This window comes from Paenibacillus crassostreae (assembly GCF_001857945.1).
GTDB lineage: Bacteria > Bacillota > Bacilli > Paenibacillales > Paenibacillaceae > Paenibacillus_AQ > Paenibacillus_AQ crassostreae.
The window spans coordinates 21,277-39,868 of record NZ_CP017773.1; the positions used below are offsets into that span (position 1 = coordinate 21,277).

The 18,592-nt window shown below is 37.0% G+C and carries 18 protein-coding genes; 15 read left to right on the forward strand and 3 right to left on the reverse strand.

The features are described 5' to 3' along the window. The 5 genes from LPB68_RS21740 to LPB68_RS21760 all read left to right on the forward strand — a co-directional run bounded on the left by LPB68_RS21740 (position 1) and on the right by LPB68_RS21760 (position 5,643). On the forward strand, positions 1 to 2,118 hold the full coding sequence (locus tag LPB68_RS21740; protein WP_068656965.1) for a type IA DNA topoisomerase: 2,118 nt from the start codon (positions 1 to 3) through the stop codon (positions 2,116 to 2,118). 16 nt (positions 2,119 to 2,134) lie between these two features. Next, on the forward strand, positions 2,135 to 2,329 hold the full coding sequence (locus tag LPB68_RS21745; RefSeq protein WP_068656967.1) for a hypothetical protein: 195 nt from the start codon (positions 2,135 to 2,137) through the stop codon (positions 2,327 to 2,329). After that, on the forward strand, positions 2,326 to 3,396 hold the full coding sequence (locus LPB68_RS21750) for an ArdC-like ssDNA-binding domain-containing protein (RefSeq protein ID WP_068656969.1): 1,071 nt from the start codon (positions 2,326 to 2,328) through the stop codon (positions 3,394 to 3,396). The genes LPB68_RS21745 and LPB68_RS21750 overlap by 4 nt, the downstream gene beginning before the upstream one ends. Positions 3,397 to 3,962: 566 nt before the next feature. Next, positions 3,963 to 4,709 carry a type IV toxin-antitoxin system AbiEi family antitoxin domain-containing protein gene (locus tag LPB68_RS21755; RefSeq protein ID WP_082865655.1) on the forward strand — a complete coding sequence of 249 codons (747 nt, stop codon included), beginning with the start codon at positions 3,963 to 3,965 and terminating at the stop codon, positions 4,707 to 4,709. A gap of 1 nt (position 4,710) precedes the next feature. Then, complete coding sequence (locus LPB68_RS21760; protein WP_068656970.1) at positions 4,711 to 5,643, forward strand: nucleotidyl transferase AbiEii/AbiGii toxin family protein; 933 nt, start codon at positions 4,711 to 4,713, stop codon at positions 5,641 to 5,643. A gap of 487 nt (positions 5,644 to 6,130) precedes the next feature. On the opposite strand, the gene LPB68_RS21770 is transcribed toward LPB68_RS21760, so the two are convergent. Then, entirely contained in the window at positions 6,131 to 6,889 is a 759-nt protein-coding gene (locus tag LPB68_RS21770) for a stalk domain-containing protein (protein ID WP_232510194.1), read from the reverse strand. A gap of 293 nt (positions 6,890 to 7,182) precedes the next feature. Here LPB68_RS21770 and LPB68_RS21775 point away from each other — a divergent pair, with 293 nt between their 5' ends. The 7 genes from LPB68_RS21775 to LPB68_RS21805 all read left to right on the forward strand — a co-directional run bounded on the left by LPB68_RS21775 (position 7,183) and on the right by LPB68_RS21805 (position 15,814). Beyond that, positions 7,183 to 7,644 (forward strand): YolD-like family protein, encoded by a 462-nt coding sequence (locus LPB68_RS21775; protein WP_232510195.1) that lies wholly within the window; start codon positions 7,183 to 7,185, stop codon positions 7,642 to 7,644. A gap of 217 nt (positions 7,645 to 7,861) precedes the next feature. Beyond that, entirely contained in the window at positions 7,862 to 8,095 is a 234-nt protein-coding gene (locus LPB68_RS21780; RefSeq protein ID WP_068656974.1) for a hypothetical protein, read from the forward strand. Between the two features lie 50 nt (positions 8,096 to 8,145). Then, a complete protein-coding gene (locus tag LPB68_RS21785; protein WP_157756171.1) occupies positions 8,146 to 8,718 on the forward strand; it encodes a hypothetical protein in 573 nt (190 codons plus the stop codon). 363 nt (positions 8,719 to 9,081) lie between these two features. Further along, positions 9,082 to 9,687, forward strand: a complete 606-nt coding sequence (locus tag LPB68_RS21790; protein ID WP_068656977.1) for a recombinase family protein — start codon at positions 9,082 to 9,084, stop codon at positions 9,685 to 9,687. Positions 9,688 to 9,904: 217 nt separating this feature from the next. Beyond that, positions 9,905 to 11,518 carry a type I restriction-modification system subunit M gene (locus LPB68_RS21795; protein ID WP_068656978.1) on the forward strand — a complete coding sequence of 538 codons (1,614 nt, stop codon included), beginning with the start codon at positions 9,905 to 9,907 and terminating at the stop codon, positions 11,516 to 11,518. Next, entirely contained in the window at positions 11,511 to 12,737 is a 1,227-nt protein-coding gene (locus tag LPB68_RS21800) for a restriction endonuclease subunit S (RefSeq protein ID WP_068656980.1), read from the forward strand. The genes LPB68_RS21795 and LPB68_RS21800 overlap by 8 nt, the downstream gene beginning before the upstream one ends. Before the next feature lie 26 nt (positions 12,738 to 12,763). Then, positions 12,764 to 15,814, forward strand: a complete 3,051-nt coding sequence (locus tag LPB68_RS21805; RefSeq protein ID WP_068656982.1) for a type I restriction endonuclease subunit R — start codon at positions 12,764 to 12,766, stop codon at positions 15,812 to 15,814. 294 nt (positions 15,815 to 16,108) lie between these two features. Here LPB68_RS21805 and LPB68_RS21810 read toward each other — a convergent pair whose 3' ends face one another. Together LPB68_RS21810 and LPB68_RS21815 are read right to left on the reverse strand one after the other, a co-directional pair. Further along, positions 16,109 to 16,399, reverse strand: coding sequence for a helix-turn-helix domain-containing protein (locus tag LPB68_RS21810; RefSeq protein ID WP_068656983.1), 291 nt, complete (start codon positions 16,397 to 16,399; stop codon positions 16,109 to 16,111). Positions 16,400 to 16,738: 339 nt separating this feature from the next. Beyond that, positions 16,739 to 17,176, reverse strand: coding sequence for a type II toxin-antitoxin system RelE/ParE family toxin (locus tag LPB68_RS21815; RefSeq protein ID WP_068656985.1), 438 nt, complete (start codon positions 17,174 to 17,176; stop codon positions 16,739 to 16,741). Positions 17,177 to 17,459: 283 nt separating this feature from the next. Between LPB68_RS21815 and LPB68_RS22950 the strand changes: the two genes are divergently transcribed. From LPB68_RS22950 to LPB68_RS21825, 3 genes are read left to right on the forward strand one after another with little or no spacing between them, the layout of a single operon-like run. After that, complete coding sequence (locus LPB68_RS22950; protein WP_157756173.1) at positions 17,460 to 17,627, forward strand: hypothetical protein; 168 nt, start codon at positions 17,460 to 17,462, stop codon at positions 17,625 to 17,627. Between the two features lie 45 nt (positions 17,628 to 17,672). After that, positions 17,673 to 18,119, forward strand: coding sequence for a hypothetical protein (locus LPB68_RS21820; RefSeq protein ID WP_068656987.1), 447 nt, complete (start codon positions 17,673 to 17,675; stop codon positions 18,117 to 18,119). 1 nt (position 18,120) lies between these two features. Continuing rightward, complete coding sequence (locus LPB68_RS21825; RefSeq protein WP_068656989.1) at positions 18,121 to 18,432, forward strand: hypothetical protein; 312 nt, start codon at positions 18,121 to 18,123, stop codon at positions 18,430 to 18,432. The last annotated feature ends 160 nt before the right edge of the window (positions 18,433 to 18,592 follow it).

The window sequence follows — 18,592 nt, forward strand, 5'->3', positions numbered from 1 at the left end:
ATGATCATCGTATTAGCCGAAAAACCTGACCAAGCTCGTAAGTTGGCTGCGCCTTTTCCCCATACTAAGGGGAAAGGTTTTCTGTTCATTCATCCTTGCAAGGAGTTTCCGGATGGTGCGAAGGTTACTTGGGCGATCGGACATTTAGTAGAGCTGAAGAATCCAGACGAATACCATGAATCCTGGAAAAAATGGAGGATGGATAGTTTGCCAATTATTCCAGAGAAATTTGAATATAAAGTTTCAAAGGATAAAGCTGCTCAGTTCAAAATCGTCAAAGATTTATTGAAGGAAGCCGATCAAATTATTATTGGGACTGACCCTGCACGCGAGGGGGAGAACATTGCCCGGTTGCTTATCATGATGGCAGGATGTAGCCATAAACCAATTAAACGCTTATGGACTTCATCCTTGACCGAAAATGCTATTATCAAAGGATTTGCCGAGGTTCGAGACGGATCAGAAACAATAAACCTCTTCCATGAAGCTCAGGCCCGGCAAATATCAGATTGGCTGATTGGACTTAATGCAAGTCGACTGTACACGCTTCACTTACAGCGCAAGGGTTTTAAAGAGGTGTTCAGTGTTGGGAGAGTACAAACGCCGGTTCTTACTCTAATTTATAATCGACAATGTGATATCAATGATTATAAGCCGGAACCATTTTGTGAACTGATGGCTGAATTTTCGGTTACTACTGGCAAGTACACGGGCAAGTTCAAGGAGCGCTATCTAACAAAGGAAAAGCTGTATGAAACGGTTCGTCCTCACATTACTCCAGGGAAGGCTTCATACGAGGGTGTCGTCAAGCTGGTAGAAGTGAATGAGAAGCGCATGCATCCGCCAACACTACACAATTTGTCCGGTTTACAAGCTTTACTAAATAAAAAAAAGAAGTACAGCCCTACAGATGTATTAAATACGGTTCAGTCTTTGTATGAAAAAGGATTTGTTTCTTATCCTAGATCTGACTCTCAGCATATTACCGAAGAAGAATTTTCGTATCTCAAAGCTCATTTGAACGATTATCAGCAACTTATCGGTATTGCCTTTCAGCCGCATACACTGGAATCGTCTAAACGTTTTGTGAATCCCGATAAGGTCAGTGACCACTATGCCATCATTCCAACCGAGAAAATTCCGGGTTCTACTCTTGATTTTACCGAGATGGAAAAGGCTACGTATGATGAAATCGTGAAAAGTGCCTTAGCTATGTTTCTACCTGATTACATCTATGAGGAAACGGTCATTACAACGGCGGTTGGTGATGTGGATTTTATCACAGTAGGCAAAACGGAAAAGTCTATCGGATGGAAGCTCCTTTATCATAACGATCCGCAAGACACTGATGAAACAAATGAGGACAAAGCTTTACCTCGCGTCAACAACGGTGATCCGGCCACGGGTATTGTAAGCGTGAAGGACGGAATAACGCAGCCGCCGAAGCCATATACACAAGGGCAGCTTATCACACTCATGGCCCACGCTGGTCGTCACGTCGAAGATAAGGAGATGCGCGAAGTTTTGAATGAAAGTGAAGGGCTTGGAACGGAAGCAACAAGATCCGGAATTATTGAAACGCTTATGCAGCGAGAATTTATCCTGGTTAAGAAGAATCTGGTGTATGTAACCCCCAAAGGCGAAGTCTTATGTGAAGCTGTAAAGGGAACGATTCTATCCAAACCGGAAATGACGGCCCAATGGGAAATGTTCCTGAAGGAGATCGGCAGAGGGAACAAACAAGGCAGCGTGTTCATCGAGAATACCAAGAAGCTATGTCATAAGTTGCTGGAACAAGTAGCCGTTGATATGGGGCAGTTGAACGTAGATGCACAGATTACGACTATAGAGCAAACTGAGTCTATTTGTAAATGCCTCTGTGGGAAAGGATACATAACGGACAGAGGGAAGTTTTACGGATGTAGCGAGTACAAAAACGGCTGCAAAGTATCTTTTAATAAGGAGCTGCTAGGCAAAAAGTTAACCCCAAATCAAATTAAGCAGTTATGCGAAAAGGGGAAAACGGGTAACATTAAGGGATTTGTAAGCAAAAATAAAAAGCGATTTGAAGCAGCTCTACTCTTAAAAGATGGAAAGATAGAATTTATTTTCTCATAAGGAGAGGCGAAGAAGCATGTTCTATCAGTATTTTGAAATTGTAGGAAGTGAGAAGCCCATCTATCAGGTTAAACCTGAAGCTTATCTTCTATATGAAGAGGTTCCTGATGGTGATCTCATTGAATATGAAGAAATAGCCTATCTGGAGACCATAGAAAACGGGACCAAATTGTATGAACCTCTATATGTGAGAGAAGGTGATTACGAATGACGTTTCCCCAATCTAGCGATTATGAAGCGAAAATGGCCCAGGTGCAAAAGCAGGTTGACCAGGCCCTAGAGAGAATCTTTCGCAATGACGAATTTCAACGGTATTTGGAAGTGGCATCTAAATTTCCGAAATACAGCTTAAATAACGTTATCATGATATATTCTCAAAAACCGGAGTCGTCGATGGTTCAAGGTTTTAATGCCTGGAAGGATCTAGGGCGGCAAGTACAAAAAGGTGAAACGGCCATTAAAATTTTTGCACCTACGATCCAAAAAGTAGAAATGACGAAATTAGATCCTGTTACACAGCGCCCACAGCTGGATGCTCAAGGCAGAGAAGTTACTGAAAAGAGAGAAATGCTAACCGGTTTTAAAGCGGTCAATGTGTTTGATGTCAGTCAGACGCAAGGTAAAGAATTGGTTAACATCCGGCAAATCATTCGAGACGATATACAAGATAACGCTGGAGCCGCAAAGATGTATCGGCAGCTTTCCGATCATCTTGGCCAAAAGATGGATGTAAGAGAAAGCGCAGATGACTTTAAGGACCAGCCGAATGTACGTGGCTATTACGACCGAGTAAACCATGCGATCTCAATCAACCCGGCTATAGAAAATTCAACAATGAAATTTAAAACGTTGGTACACGAATATGCACATTCACAGCTTCATCGAATGGACAGCCCTATGAAGGATCTACCAAGAGAGCATAAGGAGGCACAGGCTGAAGCCACGGCTTTCATGGTTACAAAGTATTACGGGCTTGATACGGAAGCTTATAGTGCCGGCTACATCGCAACCTGGGCGAAAGACTTAAAACTGGCAAAACAAGCGCTTGGAGAAATTCAGAAAGTATCAAATCATATCATTCGTGAGATCGATCATTTAAATAAAGATCGGATTCAAGAAATCACTCAACTGAAGCCATTGGACAAAGTGGAAGAGAGAGCCGTTGCTGGGTCTGATAAAGAAGTCGCGGCTACGTCTGTGGAACGGTCGGGTGATAAAGATAAATCTAATGTGGATCCATTTCTAAAGTCTAAATCTAGTCCTGAATTGGATCGTTGACATAAGAAGTCCTAATTAGGATATTTAGGGAGTTTGAGGATCGCATCTTAATGGAATGATAATTCATCATTTAGCAGATAACGTCAGTTATGTTAAGATAGGTTCTAATTCAAAATTATCGGTGGGGGCAGACCTGGGAAAGACTTAGGTCTGCTCCCTTTGTTTAGCTTAACGAATTTTATTGATTGGATAGAGTTGGTGGCGCAATGAGAGGACGTTGTAGCTGAGATAGGCTGGGCTGGATATCAGGATCGTATTTATATAGGGGTGATAACGGTGCTTGCTGTTGAAATATACAGAAAGGCTCTTTCGTAGTCATTCTTAAAAATATCAGTGACTAATGGATTAGAAAATGGTTTGAACATATATCGTATGATCGGACGGACTTATTACAAATCATAATGTACCCTGTCTACGTTTAACTTTTCGAGTTTAATATATACAGATGTCAATAAATGATTACGTTTAATTGAAAATATATTAGACTGTGGTGTATAATTTAACTTAATAGTCAACACTTATTGAAAAGTGAATACAATTATTGAATAAGGTGGTGGAGATCTATAATGGAAAAGTCTAAGCTTCTTCACGATACAATCATAAAACTTGGGGTTGATGAAGACCAATTCTTTACACTGATAAAGAAACAAGATATAAATAGCAGCAAAGACATGATTGAAAATATAACGAGTATAACTTCTGGGAATGAATATGAAAAAAAAATTAAGCAAAGAATCAGAAACCTTTTTGCCCACACTAACGGTGTCGCTACAACTCAAGAGCTACTGAAAAATAACATTTCTATATATATGCTTAAAAAATTTGAGGAGCAAGGGGTTATTATAAAGCTAAAGCGAGGTCTTTACAGTTTAATAGATAATGATATTGTTCTAGACGAACTTATTGAAGCTTCACTTCTGGTTCCTAAGGGAGTGCTGTGCCTATATTCTGCACTAGCATTCCATGATCTAAGCACATACACTCCAGGTGAATATAACTTTGCTATACCGAGAACAGACAGAAAACCATCTCTACCTAACTATCCACCAATAAAAATATTCTCTTTTGACAATGATACTTTTCAGGCAGGTATAGAGGAGCACGAAAAGGATGGCCACATAGTTAAAGTTTACGACCGTGAAAGAACTATATGTGATATCGTAAAATATAGAAATAAACTAGATTCAAATGTAGTAAAAGAGGCGCTCAAAAACTACTCCAACAGTAAAAATAAAAATTACTCGAGGATGCTGAAATACGCTGATAAGATGAGGGTGAAAAATATCCTTAATAACTATTTCGAGGTGCTATAAGATGGTCAAAAATGTGGCAGCATCTATAATTGAAAGGTTGAAAAACCTATCTAGAGCTAATGGGAAAGCATTTAATGTTATTACGATTTTATATTTCCAAGAGCGCTTTCTACAAAGATTATCCCTTTCATCTTATAAGGAAAATCTTATACTGAAAGGTGGATTATATTTGTATTCCGTTACTAAGTTTAAGTCGCGACCAACTAGGGACATGGACTTTTCCGGAAAGAGATTACGGAATGATGCAGATGCTATGGTGAAAATCATCACTTCAATTTGCGAAATTACAACAGATGAAGAAGATGGAATTGTCTTTCATACAGATAAAATAACAGCTCAAATTATCAAAGAAGATGCAGATTATGAAGGGGTTAGAATTAAAATCCCTTGTACATTAGCTAATATGAAAGAAATGCTCCAACTAGATATTGGATTTGGGGATGTTGTAATTCCAAGTCCGAGAACCATTGAATTTCCCACTTTACTAGAGATGAATATGCCAGAGATCCTCGTTTATTCAAATGATTCAGTAGTATCAGAGAAATTTGAGGCAATGATTTCTTTATCTGAAAACAATAGTCGCATGAAGGATTTTTATGATATTTATACATTAGCGCGTTCGGTTGAATTTGACGGCAGAACACTGTATGAAGCTGTATTTGAAACATTCCAACAGAGAATGACAAATGTAGAACGAGAACATGTTATATTTACGCCGGATTTTTATAGCAACAGCAAAAGAAATATGATGTGGAAAAACTTTATGAGTAATTTAAAGCTTGAAGAAGAACTCTCTTTTATAGAAGTGATGGAAATCATTAATATCTTTTTAAAACCTATATATGACCATGTACTTAGTGAAGACGAATTTTTCGGAAAATGGGATATATCCTTAATGGTTTGGAATAAATTAATAGGAGTAGGGGATGCATGAACGCGGTGTTCTTTTGAACTTGAGACTGAATAATAGATCGCTTCAAAAAAAGGCCGACTTTTCGATCTTAAACTCTAATCTCCTCATGTTAAAAGAGGGGATTAGAGTTTTTTTGATAATCTAAGTCGTCATAGAGTAGGGGATTAATGAAAGGTCTAAAAGTAAGCTTAGCTATTTATATAAATTTATCACTCTTGATACCTTATCTATATCAGAGTATGGAATCCATACTGGTCCTTCGGTCACTCGTATCTTAACGCGTGTAGGGTCTGTTGATTTTACAGCTACTCCAGTTATTACCTCGCGAGTAAATAATCTAATAGTAACGGTTTCCTTATTTGCCACTGCTTTTTCTATTGCCATTTGATTATTCAGTTCCTACACCTCCGATAGGTTATAAGGATTTACTCCTTCCACGTTTAAACATGTACTGTCTTCATGAATCACGTGAATGTTTAAAAAAAGCACCCGAAGGTGCTTAGGTTAATTAAAACTCCAACCAACTTTCATCCCAAATCATATAACCCGTACCAGTAGAGCTAGTTGCACCAGATTCAAAATTCACAGTGAACACTGTTTCGTTATTTGGGATCACAATTTCATTAGATACTACAGCACCATCTGTTATACTTCCTGCTGCTAATGATTGCCCTTTTGAATCCATAATGCTGTATCTTGCCGTTCTTTTAAAATCCAAATCTTCTTCATTTGCATGATAACCTATTAAAACTCCTATACGTTTTGTTCCTTTTTTTACATTAAAGCCAAAATCTGCACCAGCAACATTTACTTTGGTAACTGTAAACGCTGTTTCATACTGTACTTCTCCGAAGAGTAACTCAGCCCTATTTCTTGTTATACCACTCTTATCTAAATCAATTAAAAAGTGGGATACATTGTCTACGCTAAACGGAACTCTTTCACCAGTACTTATAGTAGTGCTAGACGTTTTCGTATTTAATGAAATTTGTTGTTTTGCTGCCTCATATTCAACATCGACTCCAGCTGCTTCTGCTACAGATTTTAGTGGGACGTATGTAGTACCTTTGTAACTTATAGGAGTTAACTTATTTCCATTCGGATCTTTTGGAGTCCATGTTTCCCCGTCCAACAAGAAGGATATCCCATGATTCAAATTCGCTTGAATGCGCTCTAATGTTGTTGCTGCTGACGCTCCTGCTGAAAATGTTAATAACAAAACAAGTGCCGAACCAATAAGTGCTGTTTTCTTCATTTTTAATTTCAATTCTATCTTCCTTTCATTATTATAATAGGGAAAATATCCCTAAAATAATAATATATCTAATTACAAATTTCGGCAATATATAATAAAATATGATAATTATGTTAAAATAAAATGCTATTTGTTATGTCATATGAGACTATTTCACTATGATAATAGTGACTAAGATAAGGATACAGGGCATAACACCAAAGTTTAGTAACAGAACATAGTGTTTTTTATGGAATATGATAGAGCTTGAAATAAGAACATATGTTTTTGTATAATAAAAACATATGTTCTTATTGGGGGTTGTCATGTCAGAGAATCATATTGGTGAAATGTTGAAATTATCTCGATGGATCAGAAGGGAAACATTTCCTAGCGCCTTTCACCTAGATAATGTCTTGGCATGGCAACAACAGAAATGCACAGGAGGCATCAGTATGGGGAAGAAACTTGAGGGTAATGGTCTATATGAATCATCACGTATGATTATCCCAGAACATAGGGCGGCTATTTTAAGACAAGAATATGAATCAAATCGACGTGTGAAGCCAATCTTGGACGAACAACAGTGGGAGATAGTTGAACAGGCAATTGCTGAATCAGTTCGTGAGCATGTAACGGTCACACTCCAGGTGTTTGGTAACTTTGAAAATAGAGAACTAAGTGGGATTGTAAATATAGTTAACACATTTCGTAGGGAGGTTAAGTTGTGTTTTGAAAATGACTGGGAGTGGATCAAGTTTGAAGATATTATAGAAGCTGAAGTGTAACATTTTAAAAATAATAATGAGAATCTTCTGAAATAATGTTTCAATCTTTCCATCTGTAAGAAGTAAATTGATGATATGAGTAATGATGGATTACTTGTCATATACTATTTACCAATTGTAGTTTATTTGCTAGAATACTTTTATAATCCAAAAGCATCGATGAGGGTAGACCTAGGGAAATTAGGGTCTACCCTTTTATTTTAAAGGGGGAAATTTTATGGGAGATTTATTTCTTACAGGTGTAGTTGATGATCATTTATACTATTGTCCCGAATGTGAAACAAAGGAGTTAATGGTTAATTGGTCTGAGGATGGTTCTAGCAAGTGCAATAACTTAGATTGCGGATTTGCTGGAAGTGTTACTGCTTGTGAATTAGAAGATTGTTTCAATACTACGCGAGGCAGAGGAGAGGTTTTTGTTTGTTCAGATTGTATCGAATTACATGTCTAGCATTTTTATGTATTTTCATATTATCAAGTTGTAGTGCTTATGATTCTTCTATGAAAAAAGGAAAATCTGCTCTTAAAGGTGAGGAGTACGAAGAAGCAGTTTCTCATTTTAAGAATGCGTTAATTGAGAAACCGCAAGATGAAGATGGTAAATTGTTGTTAGAACAATCTGAAGAAAGTTACCATACAGAATTAGCGAATAAGGAAATAAGTGGTTATATTGATGCAGTCAGTTCACCAGTCGATCGGTTTGTTTACATTTTAAATACTGATAATTCAGTTGAAACCATCTCTAATCAGGATTTAGAAGAACAATTACAAGAGTTGGATCTTATTGAGCAAGAATTGCAAAAAGTATCTTCAAACTTTGATGGAAACCCCATAATTATTGACTTACATACACGTTTAATTAAAGCAGTTGGAGAATATATAACAGGTACAAATCAAATGAAGGAACTCTTACCAACATTGAAAGAAAACGCGGAGAATGCTAAAAAAGAATCTACTGGATATCCGTTTAGTGCTATAGATGGGGTAGGGTCTATAGCTTCGATGAAAGTTATTTTTTCATATGCTCGTAGTGACTATGATTATTTCATAAATGGAGTAAATAATATCCAATAAAGAAGGTAATGTTTTTGTTTTAGATGAAAATGATTTTTAAATAGATTAATGATTTAAGGGGCTACCGGAGGCTCCTTTTTTCGTTCCGTGAAGAATTAACGCACAGCAAACAGCAAACGAATCAAACAAGATATAACTCATTACGGAATATGCCATGAACCGCTGTATACCGAACGGTACGAACGGTGGTGCGAGATGTCGGAGGCTAGTCGCCCCCTCCTATTCGATTGTGCCTAAAAGCATGCTTTTAGGCATTAGCAAAAATGCCTTGTTTTATTGTGCCAAAATGCCCTAAAATGGTATTAGGCATGTGCCATGAGTGAACCTTTAATTTTTGGCACAAAAAAATAGGAGGGAGACACTTTGAAGTTAGCATACGGACGTGTTTCCGCAAAAGATCAAAATGAAACACGACAGCTTATCAAGTTTCGGGAATTAGGTATTGAGGAACGTTTTATATTTGTAGACAAATTGAGTGGCAAGGATTTTAATCGACCGCAATATCAGGTTATGCGTCAGATGATCCGAGAAGGGGATTTAGTTTACATCGATGCATTGGATCGTCTTGGAAGAGACTATGATGGAATTATGAAGGAATGGAAATATATTACTCGCGAGCTAAATGCGGATATTATCTGCTTGGATAATGAGACGCTATTTAATTCTCAGAGCTTTCGGGTCATGGGCGACTTTGGTAAAGTAATGGAAGATCAGTTCTTAAGTCTACTAGCTTACGTGGCTGAGCAAGAGCGAAAGAAGAACCGACAGCGCCAAGCTGAAGGAATAGAAGTGGCTAAAGCAGATGGAGTAAAATTTGGTCGTCCTAAGATTGTAATCGATGAGGATTTCATTCAGGTTTACCAGGAGTGGAAATCTGGAGAGATCACAGCCGTCGCAGCTATGCAAAGGGTGAATATGAAACATCGTACTTTTTACCGGAGAGTAAAGGAATACGAGACAGGGTTATAAAAATGAACATCACGGTTAATTTAAAATTTTAGGATTAATTGATATAAAAGATTGGGATATCACCGATCAAGAGAAAACAACATGGCAATAGCAAAGTTAGATTTTGAAAAACCAACAAAAGTTCAAGTACTTTGATTATTATTTTATCAAATGCTGGTTTTGAAATTAATTCAAAAATCAGATATAGAAAACAACTAATTTATCAGGAGTGGAAGAAATGGAACAAAACAACTCGAAAACATTATACCAAGCATTATGGAATTCAGCTGATATTTTACGTTCGAAAATGGACGCAAATGAATACAAAAGTTACCTATTAGGATTAGTTTTCTATAAATACCTATCAGATAAGATGCTTATTCATGCTACATCGTTACTAGAAGAAGCAACACCCGACCTAGAAGTCGCACAAAAAAATTATGAAGAAGCGTATAATGATGAAGATGTGAAAGTCGATTTACTTAGCGAATTACAATATGACTTTTCTTATACGCTTGAACCTAATTTAACATTTACAGCACTTGTTATAAATATCCACAAAGGGCTATTCCAATTAGAAGATTTGGCACAAGGTTTCCGCAATATCGAGCAGTCGAGTGAAACGTTTGAAAATCTATTTGAAGATGTCGATCTATACTCGAAAAAACTAGGTTCAACACCACAAAAACAAAATCATACGATTGCTGAAGTGATGAAAGAATTATCTGTATTAAATGTTGCAGGACATGACGGTGACATGCTAGGGGATGCCTATGAATATTTAATCGGTCAATTTGCATCGGATTCAGGTAAGAAGGCAGGCGAATTCTATACGCCACAAGCCATTTCAACGCTTATGACAAGAATCGTCTTACATGACAAAGAAAATCAAAAAGGTTTCTCTGTGTATGACCCAACAATGGGATCAGGTTCACTCCTATTAAACGTGAAAAAATACTCGAATGAATCCGGAACGATTTCATACTTCGGACAAGAGCTAAATACGTCTACATATAACTTGGCTCGAATGAACATGATTTTGCATGGTGTAGATACAGCCAATCAACATTTAAACAATGCGGATACATTGGACCAGGACTGGCCTATTGATGAACCAACAAACTTTGATGGTGTATTAATGAATCCACCCTATTCGGCTAACTGGACTGCAGAAAAGGGCTTTTTAGATGACCCGCGCTTTTCAATGTACGGTGTACTTGCTCCGAAATCGAAAGCAGACTTTGCTTTCTTACTACATGGCTTCTATCACTTGAAAGACAGTGGTGTGATGGCTATTGTATTGCCACATGGTGTTTTATTTAGAGGGAATACAGAAGGCAAGATTCGTAAAATCTTATTAGATAATGGCTCAATCGATACGGTGATCGGGCTACCATCGAACATTTTCTTTAATACAACTATCCCAACGACTGTTATTATCTTAAAGAAAAATCGTTCATCAAAAGATGTACTATTTATCGATGCATCAAACGATTTTGTAAAAGGTAAAAATCAAAATATCTTAACAGATGAACATATCGACAAAATGCTTGAAACGTATATTCAACGTGAAAATATTGAAAAATACGCACAAGTCGCTTCTTTTGATGAAATCATTAAAAATGATTACAACTTAAATATCCCTCGCTATGTGGACACATTTGAGGAAAAGGAAGAAATTTCACTTGTTGAGCTATCAGGTGCAATGCAACAAACACAACAAGAACTACAACAAGCTGAACAAAATCTATTGGCGATGTTGAAAGAATTGGAAGGTACGAACGAAGATGCTAACAAAGAACTTCAACGATTTATTCAAGCATTTGGGTTTGGTGGTGGGAAGAATGAGTAAATATATACCTGAATTAAGGTTTAAAGGATTTTGTGAGAATTTCGAAAAATTTCAATTAGGACAACTAGGAACATTTAAGAATGGAATGAATATGGATAAGGAGGACATGGGTAAGGGGCTTCCATTTGTAAATCTTCAAGATGTTTTTGGTAATAACGTAGTTAATTCATCAAATTTAGGATTGGTGAACAGTTCTTCTAATCAAAGAGAAGATTATTCTCTAAAATCAGGAGATATGTTATTTATAAGATCTTCTGTTAAACCAGAAGGAGTCGGTGAAGCTGCTGTTATTGAAAAAACTATTCCTAATGCGACTTATTCAGGGTTTTTAATTCGATTCAGAGCTGAAAAAGATATAGATAATAAATTCAAAAGATTTATTTTCTCATCAAGTAGTATACGTAGTCAAATAATGAAAAAAGCAACAACTAGTGCTAATACTAATATTAATCAAGATTCTTTAAAATTAATTAATGTTTTTCTACCTAAATTATTTGAACAGCAAAAAATTGGAGCATTTTTCAAACAGCTAGACGATACGATCGTTTTGCAACAAGAACTAGTCGTACAGCAGCAACAATACAAAAAAGCGATGCTGCAGAAAATGTTCCCACAACAAGGCGAATGTGTACCGAAAGTTCGTTTTGATGGGTTTAGTGGGAATTGGGTAAATCAAAAGATAAATAGTTTAGTCACACCTGTTGTTAGAGAAGTGCCTAAGCCTACGGAATCTTACAAAAGATTATCCGTCAGATCCCATGCTAAGGGGACATTTCATCAAAGAGTAGAAGATCCATCAACTATTTCTATGGATAAGTTATATGTAATAAAAGAAAATGATTTAGTTGTAAATATTACATTTGCATGGGAACATGCTATAGCTGTAGCAAAAAAAGAAGATGAGGGCTTATTGGTATCTCATAGATTCCCAACGTTTATTATTGATAAATCCGATATTAATTTTATTCATCAATTAGTTTCAAAAGAAAACTTCAGAAAGAAATTAGATTTAATTTCTCCTGGAGGTGCAGGAAGAAACAGAGTCCTCAACAAAAGAGACTTTATTAACTTAAACGTTTCAGTACCTAAATCTCTCGAAGAGCAACAAAGAATCGGCGATTACTTAAAACAACTAGATGATACAATCGCCCTTCATCAGAAAAAGCTCGAAGATTACCAGCAACTGAAAAAAGCATTATTACAGCGCATGTTCGTTTAATATTTTAATAGAAATGAGGTGAGCGTATGGTTCTTTTTTTTGTACCTGAATCAGAACTTGAAGATAGTTTAATTCAACAACTAGTAAGTGGTGAATCTCAATGGACGTATCGTGGGGATTTACATACGGAAGATGAGTTGTGGCAAAATTTTAAAAACAAACTCGAGAACAATAATAAAGATGTACTGAATGAAGTTCCCCTGACGGAACAAGAATTCCGTCAAATTAAAGAACAGCTTCATTTCGTGAATTTCTATGAAGCAGCTAAATGGTTAGCAGGTGAAAATGGCATCGCTAAAGTGCAAGTGCAGCGAGAAGATGCCGCACTCGGCACAATTCGTTTGAAAGTATTAAATCGTGCTGATATAGCGGGCGGTATGTCCTCTTATGAAGTGATTAATCAATATCAAAGCAATAAACGTACAAAAGAAGATCAAGAACGACGCTTTGATGTGACGTTATTGATTAATGGGTTACCGATGATTCATATTGAACTAAAAAACCGAAAGCACTCCTACATGGAAGGCTTTCGCCAAATTAAAAAGTATCTAAAAGAAGATAAATTTACAGGTATCTTCTCGACTGTACAGATGTTTGTCGTATCGAATGGTACAGATACCCGTTATATTGCGACAGCTCGTGATGAGAAGTTGAACGAACAGTTTTTAAGTAAATGGATAGATCGTGATAACCAGCCGGTCAATAATTACTTGGATTTTGCTAAAGATGTTCTCTCAATTCCGCAGGCACACAAAATGGTGACGCAATATACGGTCATTGATAGTGCGAAAAAGGCGTTGATTTTACTTCGTCCGTATCAAATCCATGCGATTGAAGCGGTGAAAGAGGCTTCAAGACAACAAGAATCAGGCTATGTATGGCATACAACTGGTTCAGGGAAAACATTAACATCGTACAAAGTAGCACGCAATTTACTTCAAATTCCGTCCTTACAAAAAACGATCTTTATCGTGGATCGTGTTGACTTAGACCAACAAACAAGCAGCTCATTCGATTCGTATGCGGAGCATGATGTAATTGAAGTAGATGAAACAAATAATGTCAGCGACTTAATCAAGAAGCTACTGTCCCAAGATCGGAATGTAGTCGTGACAACGATTCAAAAGCTTAATCATGTTATGAAGCGTTTTGCTGGAAAAGACGATACAAAGAAATCGAATACGCTTCGTCAATTGAAAATAGCGTTCGTAGTAGATGAGTGCCACCGAGCGGTTTCGCCTCAAAAACAGCAAGAAATTAAAGAATTCTTTGTCCACTCGTTATGGTACGGCTTCACTGGTACGCCTATTTTTGGGGAAAATGCGAAGCAGGCTGTAGGCGACCTCCCTCGCACAACAAAGGGACAATACGGACGAAAATTACATGAATATACGGTCAAAGAAGCCATTTACGATAAAGCGGTGCTAGGCTTCCAAATTGAATATAAGAGCACCTTTTCAGAAGAAGAACTCGATGCAGCTTTAGTTCAATTAGACAGTGAAATTGAATTAGATGACCTCACACTTGTGGATAAAGAAGCACTTTTACCCAAGCGTGTATATGAAGATGAACGTCACATGCTAGAGGTCATTCAATCAATCGTCAATAAATCTCGGAATAAACTCGGTTTCCAAAATGGTGTCGGTAAGACGTATAATGCGATTCTAACGACTTCTTCGATTGTACAAGCACAACGCTATTATAACCTGTTTAAACGAGTAAAAGCAGGCGAAACAACCGTTGAGATTAGCGAAAAAACAAAACGTACTTTACTAGACTTCCCGAAAGTGGCGATTACATACTCGATTTCCGAAAATGAGGAATCCTCTATCGTAAATCAAGAGAAGATGAAAGAAGCCCTTCTTGAGTACAATGAAGCCTTTGACACGAGCTACACATTGGAAACGATGCGTTCATACAACCGCAACGTCAATGACCGTTTAGCACGTAAAAAGGAAAAGTTCTTACCTAGATCGGAACAGTTGGATATTATCATTGTTGTCGATCGTTTATTAACAGGTTTTGATGCACCTTGTCTATCGACATTGTTCATTGACCGCCCTGCAATGAAGCCACATGATTTAATTCAAGCCTTTTCACGTACAAACCGTCTGTTCGATAAGTCGAAAAAATATGGGCAAGTTGTAACATTCCAAACACCCACGATTTTTGAAGAAAAAGTGAAGCATGCACTTGTCCTTTATTCAAATGGTGGCGAAAATGAAGTGGTTGCCCCAACGTGGGAGGTAGCACACGACGCGTTCCTAACAGCGATTGAGGAATTACATAAAATAGCCCCAACACCTGAAGGAATAAACATAGAGAGCTTAGAACCAGCACAATTAAAGAAATTTGCGAAAGCCTATCAAGTTTTAGATAAAGCCTTTGCGAATATTCAAGTGTATACGGAGTATAGTGATACGCAGTTGGGTGTAGACTATCCAATCCAAATGGACGAAATTGAAGAATATCATGGCAAATACGTCAATGTATTGGAAAAACTCCGCAAAGAGAAACCAGGAGTAGAAGATATAGATGTGAATATTGAGTATGAGTTAGAGTCTGTAAAAACAGAAGAAATCAATTACGAATACATTTTGCTTCTAATCCAAGCCTTTTTACCGAATACACACGATAAAAAAGCGAAACAACCACCCGCAGAAAAGACAACGGAAGAAATTAATCAATATTTAGCAAGATTGAAACAAGGTAATCCCACACTTGCTGGATTAATGGAGACATTATGGACGAACATTCAAGAGAATCCAGAAGCCTATCGAGATCAACATGTATCGTCACTATTAGAACAAATGATTCAACAAACGATTAATACGTTAGTAGATGAGTTTATGCGTACATGGAGTGTACAGAAATCTGAACTCGAATTTATGGTTGCAAACTATAATCAAAACCTTGAAAAACAAAATGGTGAAGCTGAATTGAAGCGTACAAGTGATTATGCAGCATACAAAGAGCACGCTGAAAATCCAGTAGCGAAATTAAAGTATTGGAAATCAGTCAAAAATGCTTTTGAAGATATGATGACTCATGATGTTCTTCCATTGCAAACGAGGTAGATTAAAAGAGAGTACTATTTGTATTCTACATGACTAGAAAAATACACAGTTGTCTCATATTAAACAACTGTGTATTTACTAGGCGATGATACCTACTAAGCTATACTTGATTGGACATTCAAACCGTGTCGTATTTAACTAACAAACTTCAAAATACGTAATATTAAAAATTATTTGAGGCGATAAGACATTTTCAGTAAATTATATACCAAAAGACCGCCCCAGTAATAATGGATAGCGGTCTTTTATACTTATAGCCAAGTCATTCATAAAGAGACTATTAGCAATATTTTATTAATATTGTGATTTGCTTCTTTTAGATTTGTCTTGAACAACGATCTCCAATTCCAAAGCATCAAGAATTTTAAGCAGAGTTTCAATATTATAATTTTCTCCGCTTGTAACACGTACAATTTGAGGGTGTTTCATCCCAATGGTAACAGCCAATTTGCGGACACTGAGATTACGTTCCACCAGTCGATCTTTTATCGTTTGAATAATCTCCATTTTTGGTACAGAAATAGCGTAATATTCATCAGGTACGTTCAGATGTTGGAGATCATGAACATGGGTGTCGGTCTTCATAGTTGTTTCTCCTTTCTGAAAATCGTCTCAGATCAAAGACATCAATTTATCATTTCCAGATTCATTATTTTTATTATTTATTATTTTTATTTTATTACTTTTGATCATTATTGGCGATTGATTCCTCCTTATTAGCTAGTCTGTTTTAACGATCCAATGCTAAATTAATAGTTTTTCTTTTTGTTTATAACTTAGTCCTGATTATCTCCCGTTCAATTCAATTCATCATTTCAGTATTTTTATCCTCCTTAGTCTTTCAATCTCATTCAAATGCGAACAAATGTTATTTCTATTTATTTAATTTCGAACTGTTGAGGTACGATATCTCCGAAGAGAAGGCTACCAACCTTCTCTTACGGCAATACGTTCAGCAGTAGCAAAATCTCGATCTCTAATTTTTTCATCTTTTTTTAAGAAAAAATGAAGAAGTGCATACTCATCAGAACCAGAGATGCGCTTGAACAAAAAGCGCCATTCTGTTTTTGATGCCCCTTTAATTTTCAGTTCCCATAAATTCGAACGCTTGGTGTTTTCAATCTTTTTCCCAAGGTACGTTTTATTAGTTCCATGAGCATTCAGTAGGCCGATTACTTCGAAGATTTTTCTTCGAGTATTTGAACATACATCATAGTCTTGGATTGCTGAATTAAAAGCTTCGTTAGATAAAACGATTTTTGGATACTGCTGGATTCGATGGTTATCCATCTCACCAGCCCCTAACATATATACGATTTTATAAAGAACGTAAAAGAATTTATCTAATAATAATGGTAACATATATATTACCACACAGTCAACATATATCCCCATTTCGTATTTTTTTCTGTTCGTTCCTGCCGGTACGTATCAGAGTTACTTTTGTAAGTGACTTTTAGAATCGCGCTCCAATTGTTCAAATCATGACCGTAGGTATTAACAGGGCTAGGAACTTAGCCTCGACTTAATATAGATTTGTGATTTCTAGGTTTACGACAATGCTTTTAGTGGATATAAAAGTTTTAGAAGATACCTGTGTATATTCTGAATAAGGTAGCTTTCATGTATGAGAGGAGAATAGCAGATGGACGAACAACAACGTATAGAGCAAGAAAGGGAAGAGGTAGTAGACCCACATCATTATTTATTATCTATTTCCTCTGGAGATGCGCGTTGTGAAAAGATTAAGCAGTTCTGGCAGATGGAATCGATTGAACTGTATTGGCCTTTAGTTACGCGATTGCGAAAGTAGCGGTCGAAACAAATATTGTTGGCTATTCTAAATGATCGGTATTGCATGGGGAATATTGAAATATACGTGAATCACGAGGAAAGAACCATTGCGTTTCGGTATCGTGGGACGACAATTGGGCTGTTCATCCAGGAGCTCATGACATTTATCTCGGTGTATGTAGATGTATATGAGGGTTCATACTCGACAATTGGCCAGCGTAAGAGTGCGAAGGAGGCTATAGAAGAAGTTGTTAAGGTTATATTAGGTGATCATGTTGCAGCGAAGCGAATTCGTTTGGCATATAGAGAATTCTTGGTATTGCTCTTTGGTGTTCTCCCTGAACAAGCCTCCAATTTATGGGTATCAAGAGAAGCTTATGTCAAGGCGATGGATGTTATTGAAGAAAAGTACAGATTAGCGATTGGTGATTCGAACTTTTTGGAATGGAGACTGACATTGCTTGGACGTTCGCCCATGATAATAAATGAAGAGACAAGGGAGCGATTATAAGATGAACTGTACACATTGTAGTAAGGAAACGGATGAAAAATATATCATTGATGCAGTGGGTAGCTACTATTGTTCGGAGGAGTGTATGGAGGACTACCAGGAGAATAGCAATGATTCATTTGATGACGATCATCCTTATGAGGATGATTATTCTATGCTGCGCCGATCATATATAGAGATCATAGATGAATGGAAAGACGAGCTTAGTATGAAAACTGAAAACCTTGAAAGTGCAGTTGATGAGCTGGTTAGTGGACACACGGATTTTATTTATTCGGATGGCGATGACGGTCCGTATGCTTGGAAGCAGTAATAATGTAAATGAAGTGATGAGTAAGGGGAGTTCGACTCCCTTTTCCTGCTTTAGAAGAACCGCCCAGCGAGCGGTTCTTTCATGTTTAGGGAGTGAATTGTAGACAATTTGTAGACATCAAATAACTGAGGCTTAATTTTTGGGAAATGTTGTAGACTTC

Excerpts from the sequence above, each read along its gene's own strand:
- LPB68_RS21760 (WP_068656970.1), top strand. The coding sequence starts at position 4,711 with ATGGTCAAAAATGTGGCAGCATCTATAATTGAAAGGTTGAAAAACCTA.
- LPB68_RS21750 (WP_068656969.1), top strand. The coding sequence starts at position 2,326 with ATGACGTTTCCCCAATCTAGCGATTATGAAGCGAAAATGGCCCAGGTG.
- LPB68_RS21805 (WP_068656982.1), top strand. The coding sequence starts at position 12,764 with ATGGTTCTTTTTTTTGTACCTGAATCAGAACTTGAAGATAGTTTAATT.
- LPB68_RS21810 (WP_068656983.1), bottom strand. The coding sequence starts at position 16,399 with ATGAAGACCGACACCCATGTTCATGATCTCCAACATCTGAACGTACCT.
- LPB68_RS21740 (WP_068656965.1), top strand. The coding sequence starts at position 1 with ATGATCATCGTATTAGCCGAAAAACCTGACCAAGCTCGTAAGTTGGCT.
- LPB68_RS21820 (WP_068656987.1), top strand. The coding sequence starts at position 17,673 with ATGGGGAATATTGAAATATACGTGAATCACGAGGAAAGAACCATTGCG.
- LPB68_RS21785 (WP_157756171.1), top strand. The coding sequence starts at position 8,146 with ATGAAAAAAGGAAAATCTGCTCTTAAAGGTGAGGAGTACGAAGAAGCA.
- LPB68_RS21815 (WP_068656985.1), bottom strand. The coding sequence starts at position 17,176 with ATGTTACCATTATTATTAGATAAATTCTTTTACGTTCTTTATAAAATC.
- LPB68_RS22950 (WP_157756173.1), top strand. The coding sequence starts at position 17,460 with ATGGACGAACAACAACGTATAGAGCAAGAAAGGGAAGAGGTAGTAGAC.
- LPB68_RS21745 (WP_068656967.1), top strand. The coding sequence starts at position 2,135 with ATGTTCTATCAGTATTTTGAAATTGTAGGAAGTGAGAAGCCCATCTAT.
- LPB68_RS21775 (WP_232510195.1), top strand. The coding sequence starts at position 7,183 with ATGTCAGAGAATCATATTGGTGAAATGTTGAAATTATCTCGATGGATC.
- LPB68_RS21825 (WP_068656989.1), top strand. The coding sequence starts at position 18,121 with ATGAACTGTACACATTGTAGTAAGGAAACGGATGAAAAATATATCATT.
- LPB68_RS21780 (WP_068656974.1), top strand. The coding sequence starts at position 7,862 with ATGGGAGATTTATTTCTTACAGGTGTAGTTGATGATCATTTATACTAT.
- LPB68_RS21755 (WP_082865655.1), top strand. The coding sequence starts at position 3,963 with ATGGAAAAGTCTAAGCTTCTTCACGATACAATCATAAAACTTGGGGTT.
- LPB68_RS21800 (WP_068656980.1), top strand. The coding sequence starts at position 11,511 with ATGAGTAAATATATACCTGAATTAAGGTTTAAAGGATTTTGTGAGAAT.
- LPB68_RS21795 (WP_068656978.1), top strand. The coding sequence starts at position 9,905 with ATGGAACAAAACAACTCGAAAACATTATACCAAGCATTATGGAATTCA.